General features: G+C 67.1%; 23 protein-coding genes and 4 tRNA genes. 19 read left to right on the top strand and 8 right to left on the bottom strand.

Translation table 11 applies throughout. From position 1 onward, the window contains the following. Window positions 1–13: 13 nt before the first annotated feature. Window positions 14–868: a zinc metalloprotease HtpX gene (gene htpX / locus FXN61_RS05540; protein WP_167970862.1), complete on the top strand. Its 855-nt coding sequence runs from the start codon at window positions 14–16 to the stop codon at window positions 866–868. Here htpX and rfbA read toward each other — a convergent pair whose 3' ends face one another. Both rfbA and FXN61_RS05530 read right to left on the bottom strand, forming a co-directional pair. After that, on the bottom strand, window positions 869–1,741 hold the full coding sequence (rfbA, locus tag FXN61_RS05535; protein WP_167970860.1) for a glucose-1-phosphate thymidylyltransferase RfbA: 873 nt from the start codon (window positions 1,739–1,741) through the stop codon (window positions 869–871). Continuing rightward, a complete protein-coding gene (locus FXN61_RS05530; protein ID WP_053733193.1) occupies window positions 1,738–2,229 on the bottom strand; it encodes a YajQ family cyclic di-GMP-binding protein in 492 nt (163 codons plus the stop codon). The genes rfbA and FXN61_RS05530 overlap by 4 nt, the downstream gene beginning before the upstream one ends. A gap of 119 nt (window positions 2,230–2,348) precedes the next feature. Between FXN61_RS05530 and FXN61_RS05525 the strand changes: the two genes are divergently transcribed. Both FXN61_RS05525 and FXN61_RS05520 read left to right on the top strand, forming a co-directional pair. After that, window positions 2,349–2,429 (top strand) — tRNA-Tyr (locus FXN61_RS05525). Between the two features lie 74 nt (window positions 2,430–2,503). Beyond that, a complete protein-coding gene (locus FXN61_RS05520; RefSeq protein ID WP_167970858.1) occupies window positions 2,504–3,181 on the top strand; it encodes a protein phosphatase 2C domain-containing protein in 678 nt (225 codons plus the stop codon). Between the two features lie 15 nt (window positions 3,182–3,196). Here the strand turns inward: FXN61_RS05520 and FXN61_RS05515 are convergent, their stop codons facing one another. Further along, window positions 3,197–3,550, bottom strand: a complete 354-nt coding sequence (locus tag FXN61_RS05515) for a winged helix-turn-helix transcriptional regulator (protein WP_167970856.1) — start codon at window positions 3,548–3,550, stop codon at window positions 3,197–3,199. A gap of 83 nt (window positions 3,551–3,633) precedes the next feature. On the opposite strand from FXN61_RS05515, the gene FXN61_RS05510 reads away from it, so the two are divergent. From FXN61_RS05510 to FXN61_RS05500, 3 genes are all read left to right on the top strand, one after another. Further along, entirely contained in the window at window positions 3,634–4,458 is an 825-nt protein-coding gene (locus FXN61_RS05510) for an NAD(P)-dependent oxidoreductase (RefSeq protein ID WP_188134709.1), read from the top strand. Continuing rightward, a complete protein-coding gene (locus FXN61_RS05505; protein WP_167970854.1) occupies window positions 4,455–5,189 on the top strand; it encodes an SDR family NAD(P)-dependent oxidoreductase in 735 nt (244 codons plus the stop codon). The genes FXN61_RS05510 and FXN61_RS05505 overlap by 4 nt, the downstream gene beginning before the upstream one ends. A gap of 83 nt (window positions 5,190–5,272) precedes the next feature. Then, window positions 5,273–5,698, top strand: coding sequence for a carboxymuconolactone decarboxylase family protein (locus FXN61_RS05500; protein ID WP_246290766.1), 426 nt, complete (start codon window positions 5,273–5,275; stop codon window positions 5,696–5,698). A 121-nt stretch (window positions 5,699–5,819) separates the two neighbouring features. On the opposite strand, the gene FXN61_RS05495 is transcribed toward FXN61_RS05500, so the two are convergent. Together FXN61_RS05495 and FXN61_RS55095 are read right to left on the bottom strand one after the other, a co-directional pair. Then, window positions 5,820–6,029 carry a hypothetical protein gene (locus FXN61_RS05495; RefSeq protein ID WP_246290764.1) on the bottom strand — a complete coding sequence of 70 codons (210 nt, stop codon included), beginning with the start codon at window positions 6,027–6,029 and terminating at the stop codon, window positions 5,820–5,822. 165 nt (window positions 6,030–6,194) lie between these two features. Next, window positions 6,195–6,989 carry a GNAT family N-acetyltransferase gene (locus FXN61_RS55095; RefSeq protein WP_167970848.1) on the bottom strand — a complete coding sequence of 265 codons (795 nt, stop codon included), beginning with the start codon at window positions 6,987–6,989 and terminating at the stop codon, window positions 6,195–6,197. Window positions 6,990–7,019: 30 nt separating this feature from the next. On the opposite strand from FXN61_RS55095, the gene FXN61_RS05485 reads away from it, so the two are divergent. The 12 genes from FXN61_RS05485 to rplA all read left to right on the top strand — a co-directional run bounded on the left by FXN61_RS05485 (window position 7,020) and on the right by rplA (window position 14,906). Further along, window positions 7,020–7,772 carry a PhzF family protein gene (locus FXN61_RS05485; protein WP_167970846.1) on the top strand — a complete coding sequence of 251 codons (753 nt, stop codon included), beginning with the start codon at window positions 7,020–7,022 and terminating at the stop codon, window positions 7,770–7,772. Window positions 7,773–7,932: 160 nt separating this feature from the next. Next, complete coding sequence (locus FXN61_RS05480; RefSeq protein ID WP_167970845.1) at window positions 7,933–10,539, top strand: putative bifunctional diguanylate cyclase/phosphodiesterase; 2,607 nt, start codon at window positions 7,933–7,935, stop codon at window positions 10,537–10,539. A gap of 73 nt (window positions 10,540–10,612) precedes the next feature. Beyond that, window positions 10,613–10,688, top strand: a tRNA-Thr gene (locus FXN61_RS05475). 42 nt (window positions 10,689–10,730) lie between these two features. Continuing rightward, window positions 10,731–10,803: transfer RNA gene (locus tag FXN61_RS05470), tRNA-Met, on the top strand. 88 nt (window positions 10,804–10,891) lie between these two features. Continuing rightward, window positions 10,892–11,056, top strand: a complete 165-nt coding sequence (gene rpmG, locus FXN61_RS05465; protein WP_015105301.1) for a 50S ribosomal protein L33 — start codon at window positions 10,892–10,894, stop codon at window positions 11,054–11,056. Window positions 11,057–11,136: 80 nt separating this feature from the next. Continuing rightward, a complete protein-coding gene (locus FXN61_RS05460) occupies window positions 11,137–11,586 on the top strand; it encodes a MaoC family dehydratase N-terminal domain-containing protein (protein WP_167970843.1) in 450 nt (149 codons plus the stop codon). Then, window positions 11,583–11,990, top strand: a complete 408-nt coding sequence (locus FXN61_RS05455) for a MaoC/PaaZ C-terminal domain-containing protein (RefSeq protein ID WP_167970841.1) — start codon at window positions 11,583–11,585, stop codon at window positions 11,988–11,990. The genes FXN61_RS05460 and FXN61_RS05455 overlap by 4 nt, the downstream gene beginning before the upstream one ends. Before the next feature lie 238 nt (window positions 11,991–12,228). After that, window positions 12,229–12,301: transfer RNA gene (locus tag FXN61_RS05450), tRNA-Trp, on the top strand. Between the two features lie 35 nt (window positions 12,302–12,336). Next, window positions 12,337–12,750 (top strand): preprotein translocase subunit SecE, encoded by a 414-nt coding sequence (secE, locus tag FXN61_RS05445; protein WP_167970839.1) that lies wholly within the window; start codon window positions 12,337–12,339, stop codon window positions 12,748–12,750. 40 nt (window positions 12,751–12,790) lie between these two features. Then, entirely contained in the window at window positions 12,791–13,600 is an 810-nt protein-coding gene (nusG, locus tag FXN61_RS05440; protein ID WP_167970837.1) for a transcription termination/antitermination protein NusG, read from the top strand. 83 nt (window positions 13,601–13,683) lie between these two features. Beyond that, window positions 13,684–14,118 (top strand): 50S ribosomal protein L11, encoded by a 435-nt coding sequence (rplK, locus tag FXN61_RS05435; protein WP_167970835.1) that lies wholly within the window; start codon window positions 13,684–13,686, stop codon window positions 14,116–14,118. Between the two features lie 77 nt (window positions 14,119–14,195). Continuing rightward, window positions 14,196–14,906, top strand: a complete 711-nt coding sequence (gene rplA, locus FXN61_RS05430; protein WP_167970833.1) for a 50S ribosomal protein L1 — start codon at window positions 14,196–14,198, stop codon at window positions 14,904–14,906. Between the two features lie 61 nt (window positions 14,907–14,967). Here rplA and FXN61_RS05425 read toward each other — a convergent pair whose 3' ends face one another. Beyond that, window positions 14,968–15,945, bottom strand: a complete 978-nt coding sequence (locus FXN61_RS05425) for a helix-turn-helix domain-containing protein (protein ID WP_167970831.1) — start codon at window positions 15,943–15,945, stop codon at window positions 14,968–14,970. 84 nt (window positions 15,946–16,029) lie between these two features. Between FXN61_RS05425 and FXN61_RS05420 the strand changes: the two genes are divergently transcribed. Then, window positions 16,030–16,911, top strand: coding sequence for an NAD(P)-dependent oxidoreductase (locus FXN61_RS05420; protein ID WP_167970829.1), 882 nt, complete (start codon window positions 16,030–16,032; stop codon window positions 16,909–16,911). Here FXN61_RS05420 and FXN61_RS05415 read toward each other — a convergent pair. Both FXN61_RS05415 and FXN61_RS05410 read right to left on the bottom strand, forming a co-directional pair. Then, window positions 16,891–17,661 (bottom strand): methyltransferase domain-containing protein, encoded by a 771-nt coding sequence (locus tag FXN61_RS05415; protein WP_167970827.1) that lies wholly within the window; start codon window positions 17,659–17,661, stop codon window positions 16,891–16,893. The genes FXN61_RS05420 and FXN61_RS05415 overlap by 21 nt on opposite strands. A gap of 9 nt (window positions 17,662–17,670) precedes the next feature. After that, window positions 17,671–18,372 carry a hypothetical protein gene (locus FXN61_RS05410; RefSeq protein ID WP_167970825.1) on the bottom strand — a complete coding sequence of 234 codons (702 nt, stop codon included), beginning with the start codon at window positions 18,370–18,372 and terminating at the stop codon, window positions 17,671–17,673. Window positions 18,373–18,589: the final 217 nt, after the last annotated feature.

Below are 18,589 nucleotides of genomic sequence, written 5' to 3'. Positions count from 1 at the left end.
CGGAGGCGGAACCGTGCACAAGCACTTCAACGGGTTGAAGACGGCCGTGCTGCTCGGCGGGATGAGCGCGCTGATCGTGGTGATCAGCGGGCTGTTCGGCCGGACTGCACTGGTCATCGGCCTGGTGTTGGCCTTGGGCGTGAACGCCTACGCGTACTTCAACTCGGACAAGCTCGCACTACGTGCGATGCGGGCGGTACCCGTGTCGCAGGTCGAACAGCCCGTGCTCTACGCGATCGTGCGGGAGCTGTCGCAGAAAGCGCGCCAGCCCATGCCGAGGCTGTACCTGAGCCCGACGATCGCACCGAACGCGTTCGCGACGGGCCGCAACCCGCGCAACGCGGCCGTGTGCTGCACCACGGGCATCTTGGACCTGCTCGACGAACGCGAGCTGCGCGCCGTGCTCGGCCACGAGCTTTCGCACGTCTACAACCGCGACATCCTGATCAGCTGCGTGGCCGGTGCGCTGGCCGGCGTGATCACGATGCTCGCGAACCTGGCCCTGTTCGCCGGCATCTTCGGTGACGATGACGACGGCCCCGGCCCGCTCGGCCTGCTGCTCATCGCACTGCTCGGCCCGATCGCGGCCACCGTCGTGCGCCTGGCCGTGAGCCGTTCGCGCGAGTTCCAGGCCGACCAGTCCGGCGCCGAGCTCACCGGCGACCCGCTGGCGCTGGCCTCGGCGTTGCGCAAGATCGAGCTGGGGACGCGGGCGGCGCCGCTCGCACCGGAGCCGGAGGTGGTGTCGCAGAGCCACCTGATGATCGCGAACCCGTTCCGCCAGGGGGAACAGTTCGCGAAGTGGTTCTCCACCCACCCGCCGATCGCCGACCGCATCCGCAGGCTCGAGGAGATGGCGCGCCGCTAGTTAGCGGCCGACCTTCGCCACGGCCATGAGGTACTCGCCGTACCCGGACTTGCCGAGCTTCTCGCCGAGCGCGTAGCACTCCTCGGCGGAGATGAAGCCCATGCGCAGCGCGATCTCCTCAGGACACGCGATGCGCACGCCGGTCCGGTGCTCCAGCACCTGCACGAACTGCCCGGCCTCGAGCAGCGAGTCGTGCGTGCCGGTGTCGAGCCACGCGAACCCGCGGCTCAGGTCCACCAGCTGTGCGCGACCCTCCCGCAGGTACGCGAGGTTGACGTCGGTGATCTCCAGCTCGCCGCGCGGCGACGGCTTGAGGTTCCTGGAGATGTCGACCACGCCGTTGTCGTAGAAGTAGAGCCCGGTGATCGCCCGGTTCGACTTCGGCTGCTGCGGCTTCTCCTCGATGGACAGGAGCTTGCCGGTCGCGTCGACCTCGCCCACGCCGTACCGCTCGGGGTCCTTGACCTGGTACCCGAACAGCACACAACCGTCCAAAGAGGACGCGTGATGCTGCAGCGTCGTGGAGAAACCCTGGCCGTAGAAGATGTTGTCGCCCAGCACCAGCGCCACGTCGTCGCCACCGACGAAGTCCGCGCCGATGATGAACGCCTCCGCGAGCCCGTTCGGCGCGGCCTGCTCGGCGTAGGAGAAGCTCATGCCCCACTGGGAACCGTCGCCCAGCAGACGCCGGAACAGCGGTAGGTCCGTCGGCGTGGAGATGATCAGCACTTCCCGGATGCCTGCCAGCATGAGCACCGACAGCGGGTAGTAGATCATCGGCTTGTCGTAGACCGGCAGCAGCTGCTTGGAGACGGCCTGCGTGATCGGGTGCAGGCGCGTCCCGCTGCCACCGGCGAGGACGATGCCCTTCACCGGTAGTTGGTGAACTGGAGGGCGATGCCGAAGTCGGAACCCTTCAGCAGGGCGATGACCTCCTGCAGGTGGTCCTTCTTCTTGCCGGACACCCGCAGCTGGTCGCCCTGGATCTGCGCCTGAACGCCCTTGGGCGCCTCGTCGCGGATCTTCTTGGCGATCTCCTTGGCCTTCTCGGACGTGATGCCCTGCACGAGATTCCCCGTGACCTTGAACACCTTCCCGGACACCGCGGGCTCGCCCACCTCGAACGCCTTCATCGAGATGTTGCGCTTGACCAGTTTCTCCTGGAAGACGTCGATCGCCGCCTTGCAGCGCTCCTCGGTCTCGGAGGTGAAGGTGATCGCCTCCTCGCCGGCCCAGGCCACGGTGGTGTTGGTCCCGCGGAAGTCGAATCGCGTGCTCAGCTCCTTGGCCGCCTGGTTGAGCGCGTTGTCGACCTCCTGCCGGTCCACCTTGCTCACCACGTCGAACGACGGGTCCGCCACGACTTCACTCCTCAACGATCTCGGGGTCACAGCCAGCGTCGATGCTACTGGGGTACCCCGATTTGGGGCCTCCCGAAGGGGTTATGTATTGTTCTGCCCGCACCGTTACGGCGGTGTGGGGCGGGTTGCCCGAGCGGCCAATGGGAGCGGACTGTAAATCCGTCGCGAAAGCTACAGAGGTTCGAATCCTCTACCCGCCACAACAGCAAGATCGATGGGCCTCCGACCTGACTGGTCGGAGGCCCATCGTCGTACGCAGCCGAGGGGGATCTCAGTGCGCACGCAGATGGCAACAGAGGCCGGCAGAACGACGGCGCCCAGCGAGGATCGCGCGCTGGTCGGGCCGAACCTGCTCGCCGTGCTCGACGGCGTGACGGCGAAACCGGAGACCGGTTGCGAGCACGGCGTCGGCTGGTTCGCCGATCAGCTCTCCGCGGAGATCCTGCGGTTCGCGCACCTCTGGCCGGCCGCGGCGTTGAAGGAAGCCATCGCGCAGGCCGCTGAGCTGCACTCCGGCACCTGCGACCTCGACCATCCCGACACGCCCAGCGCCGCGGTCGGGCTGGTGCAGATCAAGGACGACGTGCTGCGTTACCTGGTGCTGGGTGACGCCACCGTGGTGGTCGACACCAAGCGCGAGCTGCTCGTCGTGAGCGACACGCAGACCAACCGCACGGTCGGCGCGAACCCCGCCGACGTCGAGCACGCGCTCATGGGTGAGGTCCCGCTCCAGGACGTGCGGCGCGTTGCGATCCTGTCCGACGGTGCCGCGCGTGCGGTCGACCTGTTCAATCTCTTCGATTGGCCCAAGGCGCTCGAACTGATGGCGGCGAACGGGCCGGACGACCTCATCCGCAAAATGCGTCAGGTCGAAAAAGAAGACGCCAAGGCCATCGATTGGCCGCGCAAGAAGATTTCCGACGACGCGACTGTCGTGTATCTCGACCGGTGACCGCTGAACGCTTCCTCAGTGCCTAGGCGCGGGTTCCACGCCACGACGGCGCGCGATCGCCCGCATGTTGTTCTCGCCCCAGTCGCCCAACGGCAGCAGCGCCTCGTTCAGCCGCATTCCGAGCGGGGTCAGCGAGTACTCGACGCGCGGTGGCACCTCGTGGAACACCTCGCGGTGCACGATCTCGTCCGCTTCCATCTCGCGTAGCACCTGGATGAGCATCTTCTCGCTGATGCCGGACACGGACCGGCGTAGTTCGCCCGTGCGCATCGGGCCGTGGTGCAGCGCCCACAGGATCAGCGCCTTCCAGCGTCCGCCGATCACGTCGATCGCCGCGTCGAGGCCGCACGAGTACTGTCGTGGCTTCATCCAGGATCCTTACCGAAAGGTGGGTACCTGACAAAATAGTAGGTACTTGTCGCCCATGCAGTGGCCGAACGAGCATTGGCCGCATGGGGATCAAGAAAACCGTGAGCGTGCTCGGCCTTGGCCGGATGGGCAGCGCGCTCGCCACCGCCCTCGTCGGCGAGGGCTACGAAGTGACCGTGTGGAACAGGTCTGAGGACAAGCCGACGCCGGCAAACACCACGCGGGTAAAAACGCCGGAAGAAGCGTTCAAGAGCGACGTCGTCGTCACCTGTCTGTCCACATACGACGCGCAACAGCCGTTGCTCACCAATGAGATCAAGACTCTCGTCAACCTGACGTCCGGCACGCCGGAACAGGCACGTGCCACCGCACGGTGGGCGAAGGACAACGGTGTCGAGTACGTCGACGGCGTGATCATGGCCGTGCCGCAGCAGATCGGCACCCCGCAGGCGCGGATCCTGTTCAGCGGCAACGAGAACCACCACGTCCTCGACGCGTTCGGCGAGCCGTTCCACGTCGGCGAGGACGCGGGGCTCGCCGCGCTCTACGACCTGGCCCTGCTCGGCATCATGTGGGCGACCTTCGGCGGCTACCTGCAGGCGGTCGCGTTGATGGGCACCGAAGGCATCGCGCCGGAGCAGTTCACGCCCATGGCCGCGGACTGGCTGAACGAACTCGGCGCCATGCTGCCCGAGATGGGTGCGGAAACCCGGAGCAAGAGCTACGAGACCGACGTGTCCGCGTTGGACATCAACGTGTCGGGACTGCGCATGCTCACCGATGCCAACCGGGAACAAGGCCTCGACACCACGATCCCGCAGGCCCTGCACGACCTGTTCGAACGAGCCCAGCGCAGCGGTCACGGCGCGCACAGCATCGCGAGCGTCATCGAGGAGATCCGGAAGTGAAGCACCTGGGAAAGAAGGCCGTCGTCATCGGCGGCACGCACGGCATGGGTCGTGCGACGGTGGAGATGCTGATCGAGAACGGAGTCGAGGTCGTGCTGACCGGCCGCACGACGGAGAAGGCCGAGGGGATCAAGGCGCACGCCATCGCCTCGAACGCGGCCGACCTCAACGACATCGTCAAGCTCAAAGCCGAGGTCGCGCAACGACTCCAAGACATCGACCTGCTGTTCATCAACGTTGGTTTCTCCACGCTCACGCCGTTCGACGAGGCCTCCGAGGCCGACTACGACCGCACGTTCGACGTGAACACCAAGGGCGCGTTCTTCACCGCCCAGCACCTGGCGCCGCTGATCAAGGAAGGCGGCTCGATCGTCTTCACCACGAGCGTCGCCGTGAACCTGGGTTCGCCAGGCCTGAGCGTCTACGCGGGCGCGAAGGCGGCGGTGCGGGCGTTCTCGCGAGGGCTCGCCGCCGAACTGGCGCCGCGCAACATCCGGGTCAACGTGGTCAGCCCGGGCTTCATCGACACGCCGTCGATGGGTGTCACCGGTGTGCCGCAGGAGGTGCTCGACGAGTTCAAGGAGGAGGGCGACCGGATCACGCCGCTCAAGCGCCACGGCTCGATGCACGAGGTGGCGACCGCGGTGCTCTTCCTGGCGTTCGACGCCACCTTCACAACGGGCGCCGAGCTGGCCGTCGACGGCGGCCTCGGCCAGGGACTCACCGCCTGAGAAAAATCTTCGAAGAACCTGTCACACATCCGTCGCCCGCCGGGTCAACCGGTCAGAAGACGATGAAGACAGGGAGAACGAAGATGAGGATCGCCAACCCGATCATGTCCGTGCCCGGCGCGATGAAGGCGCTGCTGGACCTGTCCGAGGCCGCAGGCAAGACAGGGCTGGACGGGGACTACGTCGAGTTGATCTGCCTGCGGGTCAGCATCATGAACGGCTGCGGCACGTGCATCGACTACCACACCAAGTTGCTGCGCAAGGCGAACGTGGCGGACGAGAAGATCTACGCCGTCGCGGGCTGGAGGGACGTCCCGTACTACACGGAGGCCGAGAAGGCGGGATTCGCGCTCGCCGAGGAGATCACGCGCGTGCACGTCAGTGACGCCGTGTGGGACGAGGCCGCGAAGCACTACAGCGAGGAGGAGCTCGCGGGGCTCGTCATCGCCATCGGAGCGATCAACCTGTGGAACCGGATGAACGTGGCCACGCAGCAGAAGGTCGCCTGACCGAGCCTGAACAAGGTTGAAGCCGGCGCGCAAGAGCTTCCTCTCTCTTGCGTGCCGGCCTCAGCGCGGAGCATACCCCATGTCGAACAGATGTTCGATCATTGGCCGGTCGACACGCCGATCAACACGCGGCGAGTGCCGCCCGCCCGTCGTCGGTCAGTTCCGCGCAGACGCGAAGGCCGAATCTCGTTGGCTGCGTGGGGCGCAGCAGGCCCGCGTGCACGAGATCGTGCGTCGCCATCTGGTCGCAGCAGGGCAGTCCGTCGACGTACAGCTCGGGCTCCACGCCGCCTGTCACCTCGGCACGTCCTGCGGCGACAGCCCGCAGCATCGCCCTCGCTCTTCCGCTGAGTTCCATCTCGACCCCCCAGGAGTGGTGTCCGAATCCGCTAACCCCTTTGTCGAAATAGAGGCCGGATTCGTTCCACAAGTACGGGTTCGTTTGGCTTCTTCGCTTGTGTGAACGGGTAGATCATGTCTCACTAGGCCGTTCGGGTCACGAAGACACGCCGGGAGAAGACCTCAAAGCGGGCCGGCGCACCCACAACGTCCACCGCGGCCGGTAGCCGTGCGAGTACCAGAACGGCGTCGAGCGCGGGTTCGGCAGAGCGTGGTGGAGCAGCGTCGATGCCACGCCCGCACGGTCCAGCACGTCATGAACGTGGGCCACGAGCGCGCTGCCCGCGCCACTGCCGCGTGCGTCAGGCCGCACGCCGAGGTGCCCGAGGTATGCGAACGGCCGGGCCTCGGCGTACTTCTCCATCCACCCCGCATCGGCCGGCATGTCGACGTAAACCATCCCGACGGGCGTGTCGCCGCGGACGGCGAGCCACATCGCCTCGTGGTCGCGATCGAGCACCCCTGACAGCGCGGCGCGCATGTGCGCGGCGCTGTTCGCGCGTTCGGTGACCATGCCGAACGCCTCGTCGTACTTGACGGTGTGCATGTCCAGTTCGACCGCCACGTCCAGATCCGCGTGCGTTGCGGGCCGGACGCGCACATCGGACGGCCGGCGTGGGGTGTCGCGGCCCGCGGTTCGTTCGGCGATGACCGTCAGCGGCGCGAAGCCGTGGTGGATCAGCGTCAGCGTGTCCGACGTCTGGTGGCTCGGCAGCGTCACGATCGCCGCGGTGTCCGGGTCGTCCAGGCCGGTGAGCCGGGGTTCCCACTCGGCGAGCAGCGCGGGCAGGTCCCAGCCGGGCTGCCAGCTCAGGCCGTGCGTGCGCAGTGCGCCCCAGGTCGGCAGGAATGAATCCGGATCGCTCTCGCGGTACGAGAAAATCTCAGCCACGCTCCATCAGAGCATGGCAATGTCGGTCAGGTGGAGATCTACGTCGTGGATTCGTTCACCGGCCGGCCCTTCGCGGGCAACCCGGCCGGCGTCGTGCTGCTGACCGAACCGCGCGACGACGCCTGGATGCAGAACGTCGCCGCTGAGATGAAGCACGCCGAAACGGCCTTCGTCACCCCGGACAACCACCTCCGCTGGTTCACGCCGGAGGTCGAGGTCGACCTCTGCGGGCACGCCACGCTCGCCACGGCGCACGTGCTGGGCGGAGAGCAGAAGTTCACCACGCGTAGTGGCGTCCTCACATGCGTGAACGACGATGGGTGGATCCGCATGGACTTCCCGGCGGACCCGTCAGAGTTGATTGACCCGCCAATCGGACTAGCGGAAGCGCTGCCACATGCGACGATCAAGTCCGTCTCGCGCGGGCGCTTCGACTACCTGATCGAGTTGGAAAGCGCGGCGGAAGTCCGTTCCTTGCGACCTGATGTCCAAGGACTGGCACAGATCTCGTCACGCGGAGTGATCGTGACGGCGGCCGGAGATGGCGAGGCGGACGTCGTGAGTCGATGTTTCTACCCGGCTGTCGGCATCCCGGAGGATCCCGTCACCGGTTCGGCCCACTGCACGCTCGCGTCCTATTGGGTGCCTCGGCTCCAGCGCGCTGACCTGCTGGCGGAGCAGGCGTCGCCGCGCGGAGGGTTCGTGCGGGCGACCCTCGCTCAAGATCGCGTACTGCTCTCGGGGCAGGCCGTGACAGTGCTCCGAGGGCACCTGAGCGTGTAACCACGTCTGGGTGAATCGACGTCACTAGGGGTGCTCGACCTGCCATTTCGTCCCCCGAGCGGGGTACATTGGTGCCCCTGGAGGGGTCCTGATCGCCAAGTGCGGGACCCCTCAGTCACGCCTAGAGGTCCCCCTCACCCCAGGCCGACGAGGAGGCTGGATGTCCGACCGAGCGTCGGCCCCCGTGTCGGACTCGGCCGCCTGGTCGGCCAAGTCGACCAACCGCGCGTTCAGCGCGTTCGCCATCACTCTCCTGGTGGCCGGCGTCGTCTGCGCGGGCATGGTCGCGGCCTGGCTACCGGAGAAGGAGAACACCTCCCTCTTCTGGATCGGCCCACTGCTCGTCGTCGGCTTCTTGCTGGCGGAGCAGCTCGCGATCAACGTCGACGTCCGCAGCGGCGTCGCGTGGACGATCTCCTTCACCGAGATCCCGCTGGTGCTGGGGCTCTTGGTGGCCCCGTTCGAGATCGTGCTCGCCGCGCACGTGGTCGCCGGCGTGGGCACGTTGCTCGGCAGGCGGATCCTGGACCGCGCCGTGTACAACGCGGGCCTCATGTTCATGGAGATCTCCGTGGCGTTCGCGGCCGCCGAGGCCGTGAACAGGATGATCGGTGCGGGCGGGCCGTTCTGGGCGGGAGCGTTCATCGGCACGATCACCGTGCCGCTGCTCGCGAGCGTGCTGGGCCTTTGCGCGTTGCGGCTCATGGGCAAGTCGATGCGCGTCGGCAACAGCGTCCGTCTTGTGCTGCAGACGCTCGTGGTCGCGTTGCTGAACACGTCCGCCGGTCTCGTCGGCTACCAGATCGTCGCCACCACCGAGTGGGGCGGCGTCCTGATCATCCTGGTGCTCGCGGGCATCGTGGCCACCTACCTCGCCTACTCCGGGCTGCTGCGCGAACAGCGCGACCTGGAGGCGTTGAGCGAGGTCAGCCTCCGTGTCGCGAGGTCGGGACAGCACGGCACCGGTCCGCGCCAGCCCGACGACGACCTCACGACGGGCGTCGAAGAGGACGAGTGGCAGCTCATCGCGGAACGCATCCGCGAGCAGCTCAACGCCAACCGGGTCGTGCTGCGCCTGCGCACCGACCCGCAGGAAGCCATGATCACCCTCGTCGCCGGCGAACCGCTGCCCGACGAGATGACCGCGACCGACCCGCGGGCCGTGCGCGAGGACCCGGTTCTGCAGCTGCCCGGCACGCACGTCCGTTACTACCGCGTGGCCGACGCGACCGAGGACGTCACCGAGGCCCTGTTGCGCCGCGACGCGCAGGAGGCGCTGGTCGTCCCGTTGCGCGGCGCGACCCAGCTGCTCGGCGCCGTCGAGGCGCACGACCGGTTGTCCCGCTGGCGCGGTTTCGGCAAGGCTGACATCCAGCTGCTGCGCACCCTGGCCTCGCACCTCGCGACGGCCGTGGACAACCGCCGCCTGCTGGCTCGTCTGCGTCACGACGCCTATCACGACCCGCTGACCGGACTGCTGAACCGGCCCGGCTTCCGCGAGGCGTGCGCTGAGCCGTTGCGCGACTCCCAGAAGGGAGTGGTGCTGCGAATCGACCTCGACATCCTGTCGACGGTCTCCGATGCGCTGGGCCAGGCCTGGGGAAATCGGATGGTCGTCGCGGCCGGTCGCCGGCTGCGTGACGCTCTCGGTGCCGACGTGCCACTGGCGCGGTTGGAGGGTGGCGCGTTCGCCGCGTACCTCGACGACTCGCGCGCTGCCACGGCGCACGAGACAGCGGAACGGCTGCGCACCGGCCTTTCCGTGCCGTATCCCGTCGACCGGCTCACCGTCGAGGCTTCCGCGGTCGTGGGTTACGCGTCCAAGGCGGACTCCGAGACCGAGGACCCGGACCCCGACGCGTTGCTGCAGCGGGCAGACGTCGCCGTTCGCGCGACGTCGGAAGGCACGCCCGTGAAGGCCTACGCGCCGAGCATGGGCCATCTCTTCCTGCGCCGCTTCCAGCTCGTGACGCAGTTCCGTCAGGCCGTCGAGACCGGCCAGATCTCCGTGCACTACCAGCCGAAGGTGGCGCTGCCGTCACGTCAGGTCGTGGGCGCGGAAGCGTTGGTGCGCTGGACACATCCGGAGTTCGGCCGCGTCGACCCCGACGAGTTCGTGCCCGCCGTCGAGGCCACCGGTCTCGTGGACGTGCTGACGGACTTCGTGATGGACAGGGCCTTGGAACGCGTGCGCCGCTGGCTCGACCGCGGGCTGCGGATGTCCATCGCGGTGAACCTGTCCGTGCGGACGCTGGGCGACGAGGACTTCCCCAACCGCGTGTCGGCGGCCTTGGAGCGCCACGACGTGCCGTCGGGGCTGCTGACCTTCGAGCTCACCGAGTCCGGCGTCATGGCCGATCCTGAGCGCGCCCTGCCGGTGCTGCGGCGCCTGCACGCGATCGGCGTCGTGCTGGCGGTCGACGACTTCGGCACCGGCTACTCGTCACTGGCGTACCTGCGGCAGCTGCCGGTGGACGAGGTGAAGATCGACAAGTCGTTCGTGCTCGGGATGGGCACGGATCTCGGTGACATGGCCGTGGTCCGGTCGATCGTGGAGCTCGGGCACTCGCTCGGCCTCGTGGTCGTCGCGGAGGGCGTCGAGGACGACGCCGCGCGCGACCAGTTGGTCGGGATGGGATGCGATGTGGCGCAGGGCTACCTGATCTCGCGGCCGCTCTCCGAAGATCGCTTCGAGGCGTGGTTGCGGGCGCGAACTGTGCAGGTCAGGGGTGCTCGCGATGAGACGGTGCTCACGCTGGTGCACTAGAGGCACCCCCGGATTTCGTTCTTGGTAGCGCGGTGTTGTAGAGTTCTCCTCGCTCGGCAAGAACGAAGAGCAAGCCCCTTTAGCTCAGTCGGCAGAGCGTCTCCATGGTAAGGAGAAGGTCTACGGTTCGATTCCGTAAAGGGGCTCCACTACTGGCCGCAGTGCTGAGCGCTGCGGCTGTAGTTGTGTAAAGCGGTGTAGCTCAGTTGGTAGAGCAAGCGGCTCATAATCGCTGTGTCGCCGGTTCAAGTCCGGCCACCGCTACTCAGCAAGATCCCCGCCGGGCGGTAAGCCCGCACCGGGCCGCCTCTTTCGAGGCCGGGGCAAGTGTGCTCTCAGGAAGGCAAGGACCGTGGCTGCAACCGACGTACGCCCGAAGATCACCCTCGCGTGCGAGGAGTGCAAGCACCGGAACTACATCACCAGGAAGAACCGGCGCAACGACCCGGACCGCCTGGAGATCAAGAAGTTCTGCCCGAACTGCAAGACGCACCGCGCGCACAAGGAAACCCGCTGAGCGCGTAGCGAATCTTCGACGAGGCCCGTCCCGGATAAGGGGCGGGCCTCGTCGCATGTGAGGGCGTATAGGCTGCTCAGGTGCCTCTCGACCCCGCCTTCACCGGACGTAGTTATCCGCCGTCGCAGCCGTACGACGTGAGCCGCGAGAAGATCCGCGAGTTCGCCGACGCCATTGGCGCGACCAGCCCGGCCTACCGCGACACCGAAGCCGCGAAGGCGCTGGGGCACAGGGACGTCATCGCACCGCCGACGTTCGCGATCGTGGTGTCGATGAAGACGAACGAGACGGTCATGTTCGACCCGGAGCTGGAGCTCGACTACAGCCGCGTTGTGCACGGCGACCAGAACTTCACGCACCACCGGCCCATCACCGCGGGCGACCAGCTCGTGTGTGTGGCGCACATCGACGCCATCACGTCCCGCATGGGCAACGACATGGTGACCGTGCGGACCGAGATCAGCACGGTGGACGGCGAGCCCGTCACCACCGCCAAGTCGATGCTGGTCGTGAGGGGAGAGGACGCGTGAGCGTGGAAATCGGCACGGAGCTGCCGGCGTTGTCGGTGCGCCTCAAGCGCGACGACCTGGTGCGCTACGCGGGCGCCTCGCTGGACTTCAACCCCATCCACTGGAACGAGAAGACCGCGAAGGACGTCGGCCTCCCGGACGTGATCGCGCACGGCATGCTGACCATGGCCGTGGCCTCGCGGATCGTCGCGGAGTGGATCGGCGACCCCGGCGCGATCGTCGAGTACGGCTGCCGGTTCGGCCGGCCGGTCGTGGTGCCCAACGACGACGAGGGCGCGCTGGTCGAGGTGACCGCGAAGGTCACCAAGGACTTCGAAGACGGAACTGTGAAGGTCAACATCAACGCGGCTTTTGACGGCAAGTCGGTGTTGACGGGCGCGTTCGCCCGCGTGCGCGTCGGGTGATCATGTGATTAAGCACACCGCCGGGCAACTGTGCCCGGTGGTGTTTGCAGTGCTCACGGGAGATTTGCGGCCGGGTCGGGGTGCGGTTGCCCGACCCTGATTCGTGTTCTCGGCTCCCGTGTGGGTAGGCTGTGCGACAGGCCGCTCGGTGAATGCATGAGCGGTCTGGTTGGAGTGGACGGGCGAGGCTGACGTACACTTCCGACTTTGTAGCCAGGGGGTCTCTCGTGGGTCCCAAAGGGGTGTAGCTCAACTGGCAGAGCAGCGGTCTCCAAAACCGCAGGTTGCAGGTTCAAGTCCTGTCGCCCCTGCTTTTCGAAGCGTCATGGGTGGAGTGGAGGACGGCATGAGCGAGGGCCGCGAGCAGGACCAGCCGGAGGAGCGCGAAGGCGCTGTCCGGCCGTCCACTGCTGCGGCGCGACGTGAACGTCGTGCCTCCACCCGCCCGGCCGCCCGCAAGGACGGCAGCAGCGCTGAGTCGAAGAAGAGCGTCGTCAAGTCCGACGAGTCGGACGAGGACGCGAAGAAGGGTCGCCCGACTAAGGCCCGTGACGGACAGGAGAAGCGTCCCTCGCTGATCGGGCGGTTCTTCCGCTACATCCGCGAGGTCATCGGCGAACTCCGCAAGGTGATCTGGCCGACGCGCAAGCAGCTCGTCACCTACACCGGCGTCGTACTGGTGTTCGTGGTCTTCATGGTTGCGCTGGTGTGGGCTCTCGACCTCGGCTTCGGCGCGGCTGTTTTCGAGCTGTTCGGCTGAGCCGGACAGCTGCCGCTGCAATCAGGAAGCGAGATCCACAGTGACCTCCGATAACGGCGTCGACGCCCAGGAGCTGACCGACCTCACCAACGACGAGGTGTCCGAGGACACCGCGGTCGACGAGACGGTCGAGTCGGATGCTGTGGAGTCGGAGGAGCTGGACACCGCCGCCGCGGACGAGACCGTCGCGGCCGAGGACGTCGACGTTCTCGCGATCGACGAGACGCCGATCGACGAAGAGATCGCGGACCCCGCCGAAGAGCTGCGTCAGGCCCTGCGCCACGCGCCCGGCGACTGGTACGTCGTGCACTCGTACGCCGGTTACGAGAACAAGGTCAAGGCAAACCTCGAGACTCGTATCCACACGCTCGACATGGAGGACTACATCTTCCAGGTCGAGGTGCCGACCGAAGAGGTCACCGAGATCAAGAACGGCCAGCGCAAGCTGGTGCAGCGCAAGGTGCTGCCCGGCTACATCCTGGTCCGCATGGAGCTCACCGACGCGTCCTGGAGCGCCGTCCGCAACACGCCGGGCGTGACCGGGTTCGTCGGAGCCACCTCGAAGCCCTCGCCGCTCACCATCGACGAGGTGCTGAAGTTCCTGCTCCCGCAGCAGGAGCAGAAGCCCGCCGAGGGCAAGAAGACCGCCTCCTCCAGTGCACCGAAGCCGACCATCGAGGTCGACTTCGAGGTCGGCGAGTCGGTCACCGTCATGGACGGACCGTTCGCCACGCTGCCCGCCACGATCAGCGAGGTCAACGCGGACGGCCAGAAGCTGAAGGTCCTGGTGTCGATCTTCGGCCGGGAGACGCCGGTCGAGCTGTCGTTCAGCCAGGTCTCCAAGATCTGACGATCTCCCCTCGGGAGGTCGATCGGCCACGCTGCGGCTGGCAGGGCCGCGCGCGGACACCGCAATAACAGGAAGTACGGACAATGCCACCCAAGAAGAAGAAGCTGTCAGCGATCATCAAGCTGCAGATCAAGGCTGGTGCCGCCAACCCGGCGCCGCCCGTTGGTCCCGCGCTTGGTCAGCACGGCGTCAACATCATGGAGTTCTGCAAGGCCTACAACGCCGCGACCGAGTCGCAGCGCGGTCAGGTCGTGCCGGTTGAGATCTCCGTGTACGAGGACCGTTCGTTCGACTTCAAGCTCAAGACCCCGCCGGCCGCGCGCCTTCTGCTCGCCGCCGCTGGTGTCGACAAGGGCTCGGGCGAGCCGCACCGCGTCAAGGTCGCCAAGGTGACCATGGAGCAGGTGCGCCAGATCGCCACGGTCAAGATGGTCGACCTGAACGCGAACGACGTCGACCAGGCCGCGAAGATCATCGCCGGCACCGCCCGTTCCATGGGCATCACGGTCGAAGGCTGATCACACCCTTTAGCAAGCGTGGGAGAGCCGAGCGCGGCTCATTCACCACGAACTGATCCACGGTAAGGAACAGAGTTATGAAGCGCAGCAAGGCCTACAAGGCCGCCGCCGAGCTGGTGGACCGGGAGCGGCTGTACTCGCCGCTGGAGGCCGCCAAGCTCGCCAAGGAAACGTCCAAGGTGAAGCTGGACGCCACCGTCGAGGTCGCTATCCGCCTCGGCGTCGACCCTCGCAAGGCCGACCAGATGGTCCGCGGCACCGTGAACCTGCCGCACGGTACGGGCAAGACCGCCCGCGTGATCGTCTTCGCAACCGGTGACAAGGCCGCTGAGGCCGAGGCCGCCGGTGCGGACGCCGTTGGCTCCGAGGACCTGATCGAGCGCATCCAGGGTGGCTGGCTCGACTTCGACGCCGCGATCGCGACCCCCGACCAGATGGCGAAGGTCGGCCGCATCGCCCGCATCCTGGGCCCGCGTGGCCTGATGCCGAACCCCAAGACCGGCACCGTGACCCCCGAGGTCGCCAAGGCCGTGAACGACATCAAGGGCGGAAAGATCAACTTCCGCGTTGACAAGCAGGCCAACCTGCACTTCGTCATCGGCAAGGTGTCGTTCGACTCCGAGAAGCTGGTCGAGAACTACGCCGCCGCGCTGGACGAGGTGCTCCGCGCCAAGCCGTCCGCGGCCAAGGGCCGGTACGTCAAGAAGGTCACCGTCTCCACGACGATGGGCCCTGGCATCCCGGTCGACCCGAACCGCACCCGCAACCTGCTGGTGGACGAGGCCTGAGCCTCCCGGTTCTAGCTAGCTCCTGAAAGGCCTCCGGTTCGCCGGGGGCCTTTCTGCTGTCTCAGCGCTGGTGGCGGGGGAAGGACTGCCGGTAGTCGCTGGGCGAGATCCCGACCTGCTTCAGGAAGTGGTGCCGGAGGTTGTTCGCCGTGCCGATCCCGCTCAGTGCCGCGATCTTCTCCACCGAGAGACCGGTGGACTCCAGCAAGGTCTGCGCTCGGGCGAGGCGTTCGTTGAGCAGCCACTGGAGCGGTGTCGTGCCGGTGGCCGCGTGGAGCCGCCGGTAGAAGGTGCGTGGGCTCATGGCGGCGCGTCTGGCCATGTCCTCGATCGTCAGGGGCTCGTCGAGCCTGGCGCGGACCCAGTCCAGCACCGGTACCAGGCCCTGCTCGTCGGTCGCGGGGACGGAGAGGTCGACGAACTGGCTGCCGCTGCCGGGCCGGTGCGCGGGCACCACCATCCGGCGGGCGAGCTGGTTGGCGACATGCGCACCCAGGTCGCGACGCACGAGGTGCAGGCAGAGGTCCAGGCTGGCGGTCATGCCGGCACTGGTCAGCACGTCACCGTCGTCCACGTAGAGCGCCGAGTCGTCCACCTGCACCTTCGGGTAGCGCTCGGCGAGCAGCGCGGTGCACATCCAGTGCGTGATGACCCTGCGTCCGTCCAGCAGACCGGCCTCGGCCAGCGCGAAGGCTCCGCCGCACAGCGACACGATGCGCGCGCCCGCTTCATGAGCGCGGCGAAGCGCGGAGACCAGGTCGGGCGGCACGGGGGCGTTCTCCTCGATCACCTCTTCCGGAACCCAGGGCACGATGACGGTGCCGGCGGTGACGATGTCGTCGAGGCCGTGCTCGCTGTGCAGGGTGAATCCGGGGGCGGCGCGGGTGCGGGTGTCCACCTTGCACAGTCGCAGCTCGTACCAGGGATCGGCCAGATCTGGTTGTGGTGTCCCGAAAACGGCGGCGGGGATGCTCAGCTCGTACAGATCGATCACACCGAGGTCGGCGGGCACGACCAGGGCGACGGAGCCTGTGCTCATGACGATCAGCCTATGGCAGGAATTTGGTGAACGGGGTCATTCCGGTCACTGGTCGAGTTGATCTCGGGTGGCGAAGCTGGACCCATGACATCTGAAGCGATCACCGTTCTCGGCCTCGGCAACCTCGGACGCGCGCTGGCGGAGACGTTCTTGCGGGGCGGCCACCCGACGACGGTGTGGAACCGTTCTGCGGCAAAGGTTTTCGATCTCGCCACGAGCGGAGCGACAGCGGCCTCGACCGTGGCGGAGGCGGTCGAGGCCAGTGAGCTCGTGATCCTCGTCGTGCTCGACCACCAAGCGGCACAACAGGTTCTGAGCGGTGTGGACGTGCGCGGACGTGCGCTGGTGAACCTCACCTCCGGCACTCCCGACGAGGCGCGGGAGCTGGCTCGCTGGGCGGAGGACAACGGGGCGGAGTACCTGCACGGCGCCGTGTACGCGGTGCCGCAGACGATCGGCACCGCCGAATCCTCGATCAACTACAGCGGTTCCTCCGCCGTGCACGAACGGTGGCAGAAGCAGTTGGCACTGCTCGGGAAGGTCACGTTCCTGGGAGAGGACGCCGGTCGTGCCTCCGGATTCGACGTGGCGATCCTCTCCGGCATGTACGGCCTGATCGGCGGCTTCCTGCACGCCGCCGCAGTTGCCAGGGCAGGCGGGATCAGCGCCACCGAGCTCACGCCGTTGTTGTTGTCCTGGCTGACGGACATGCACCCGGCGTTGTCCACGTTCGCCGAGGAGATCGACAGCGGAAGCTACGCTGCCGGTGAGTCGAGCCTGGCCATGAACCAGGCCGGGCTCGCCATGCTCCAGCGGGCCGTTGAAGTGCAGGGTGTGCCCTTCGCCGGTCTCGACTCGCTCAAGGCAATGGTCGACCTGCAGGTTGACCAGGGCCACGGGGAGGAGAGCCTCGCCCGTACCGTCGAGTCGTTCAGCGCCGTTGCCTCACAACGGTTTGCGGGCTGACAGCAGGAACATCAGCGGTGCCGCCAGGAAATCGCCGGTCCGCAGTTCCGCCAGCCACCGTTCGCCGTCCGCGCGGTCGATGGCGCCCGCACGGATCGCTCGTTCCGTGTTGCGGGTGAAGGCGAAGATCTCGTCCGCTGCGGCGAAGTCGCGGAACACCGGCGCGGCGGTGCGGACGCCCTCGACCTCGAAGCCCGCGGTGCGCGCCAGCCGTGCAAGCTGACGGCCGATCGTGGCGTTGCGGACCATGGTCGAGCAGACGAACCGGTTGAAGGCCCTGTTCATCTCCAGGTCTCCGTCGACGCTCAGCGCGTCCCAGTCCGGTTCGCCGATCCGCAGCAGGCCACCCGGCTTGAGCACGCGCAGGAGTTCGGACAGGACGGTGGCGGGCTCTGCGACGTGCTGCAGCGCGCGGTCCATCCTCGCCCTGTCGAACGTGGCGTCCTCGAACGGCAACGTGTGGCCGTCCGCGAGGTGGATCTCGATCTGCGGGTGGTCGCGGAACCGCTCGTTCGCCGTGTCCACCATCCGCGGGTCGATGTCGACGCCGGTCACACGACCGGACGGCGCCACCGCGTCGGCCATCGCCGCGAGGTCGGCGCCGGGGCCGCACCCCAGGTCGAGAACTGTGAGGCCCGGCCTCAGTTCAAGCAGGCCGAGCAGTTGCTGTTTGTACTCGGCCGCGGAAGAGGCCACGTTGTCCATGTACGCGGCCTTGTCGGGGCTGGGCACCCCCAGTGCGTTCGCCATGCACCCCAATCAACCACAGGTGCTGGGGGACCAGTCGGTGATGACCCAGCCGGCGTTGACCTTCTCCACCACGAACGTGCCCAGGCGCGGGCCACCTTCGACGGTCAGGGCGCAGGAGTCGATGGTGACCTTCGTGGTGGTCGGGGTCTTGAGCATCTCCGGCGGGAACATGACCTGCTGGTACTTGTCGACGCTGGTCACCTGGGTCTTCAGGGTCTTGACCGCGGCTGCGCAATCGCTTGCCCCGTATGCGTTGGCGAACTGCTGGCGGGTGTCGTCGCGGAGGAAGAGCGTGCAGGCGCGGGTCGTGTCGGCGAACGAGACGTGCTTGTAGAACATGCCGACGGTGCCCTGGAGCCCGGCGGGCGCGGAGAGACCCTGGGCAGGGCCGGTCACGCCACCGCTGTCCTGGGCGATGTCGCCGGGCTCGTCGCCGCCGAAGTAGTGGTTGTAGGCCCAGAGGCCGGCGATGACGATGGCGAGGAAGAAGAGCGCCCGCCAGAAGATGCGGCTGCCGAGCACGACGAGCCACCAGCGCTTGCCGCCAGGCTGCTTGGGAGGCTGAGGCGCCTGGCCCGTGGCCTCCTGGTAGCGCTGGTACTCCTGGAAGCGCTGGAACTCCTGGAACTGCCGAAGCTGCTCCGGGTCCACCTCAGGGACAGGAGGCTGCGGCTGGCGGGGCGCGAGGTCCTTGCCGGGCTCGTCGGTCACAGGTCACATCATGCCGATTTGGTCGGGCGGTACACAGTCGAGTACTGTTTTGCCTGGTTCTACCGAAGACCGCTGGTTTTCTCCGCGAGGAGAACGAAGGCCCCGTTGCAACACGGGCGACCCGCGCAGGGAGGACGAGGTCAGTCTTGCGACGCCCCGTGCTGCTTTGCGCGAGGGCGTTTTTGTTGTTTCGGAGCCTTCTCATCGGCGGTCTAAC

Origin of the sequence: Lentzea indica, from assembly GCF_012184385.1 — a bacterium.
GTDB lineage: Bacteria > Actinomycetota > Actinomycetes > Mycobacteriales > Pseudonocardiaceae > Lentzea > Lentzea indica.
The sequence above is the reverse complement of the archived record's forward strand: the minus strand, read 5'-3'. Positions and strand labels throughout refer to the sequence as shown.

What these genes read in the sequence shown, in the direction of transcription:
- FXN61_RS05515 (WP_167970856.1), bottom strand. Translation starts at nt 3,550, where the DNA reads ATGAAGCCACGACAGTACTCGTGCGGCCTCGACGCGGCGATCGACGTG.
- FXN61_RS05510 (WP_188134709.1), top strand. Translation starts at nt 3,634, where the DNA reads ATGGGGATCAAGAAAACCGTGAGCGTGCTCGGCCTTGGCCGGATGGGC.
- FXN61_RS05500 (WP_246290766.1), top strand. Translation starts at nt 5,273, where the DNA reads ATGAGGATCGCCAACCCGATCATGTCCGTGCCCGGCGCGATGAAGGCG.
- FXN61_RS05495 (WP_246290764.1), bottom strand. Translation starts at nt 6,029, where the DNA reads ATGCTGCGGGCTGTCGCCGCAGGACGTGCCGAGGTGACAGGCGGCGTG.
- FXN61_RS05480 (WP_167970845.1), top strand. Translation starts at nt 7,933, where the DNA reads ATGTCCGACCGAGCGTCGGCCCCCGTGTCGGACTCGGCCGCCTGGTCG.
- secE (WP_167970839.1), top strand. Translation starts at nt 12,337, where the DNA reads ATGAGCGAGGGCCGCGAGCAGGACCAGCCGGAGGAGCGCGAAGGCGCT.
- rplK (WP_167970835.1), top strand. Translation starts at nt 13,684, where the DNA reads ATGCCACCCAAGAAGAAGAAGCTGTCAGCGATCATCAAGCTGCAGATC.
- rplA (WP_167970833.1), top strand. Translation starts at nt 14,196, where the DNA reads ATGAAGCGCAGCAAGGCCTACAAGGCCGCCGCCGAGCTGGTGGACCGG.
- FXN61_RS05425 (WP_167970831.1), bottom strand. Translation starts at nt 15,945, where the DNA reads ATGAGCACAGGCTCCGTCGCCCTGGTCGTGCCCGCCGACCTCGGTGTG.
- FXN61_RS05420 (WP_167970829.1), top strand. Translation starts at nt 16,030, where the DNA reads ATGACATCTGAAGCGATCACCGTTCTCGGCCTCGGCAACCTCGGACGC.
- FXN61_RS05415 (WP_167970827.1), bottom strand. Translation starts at nt 17,661, where the DNA reads ATGGCGAACGCACTGGGGGTGCCCAGCCCCGACAAGGCCGCGTACATG.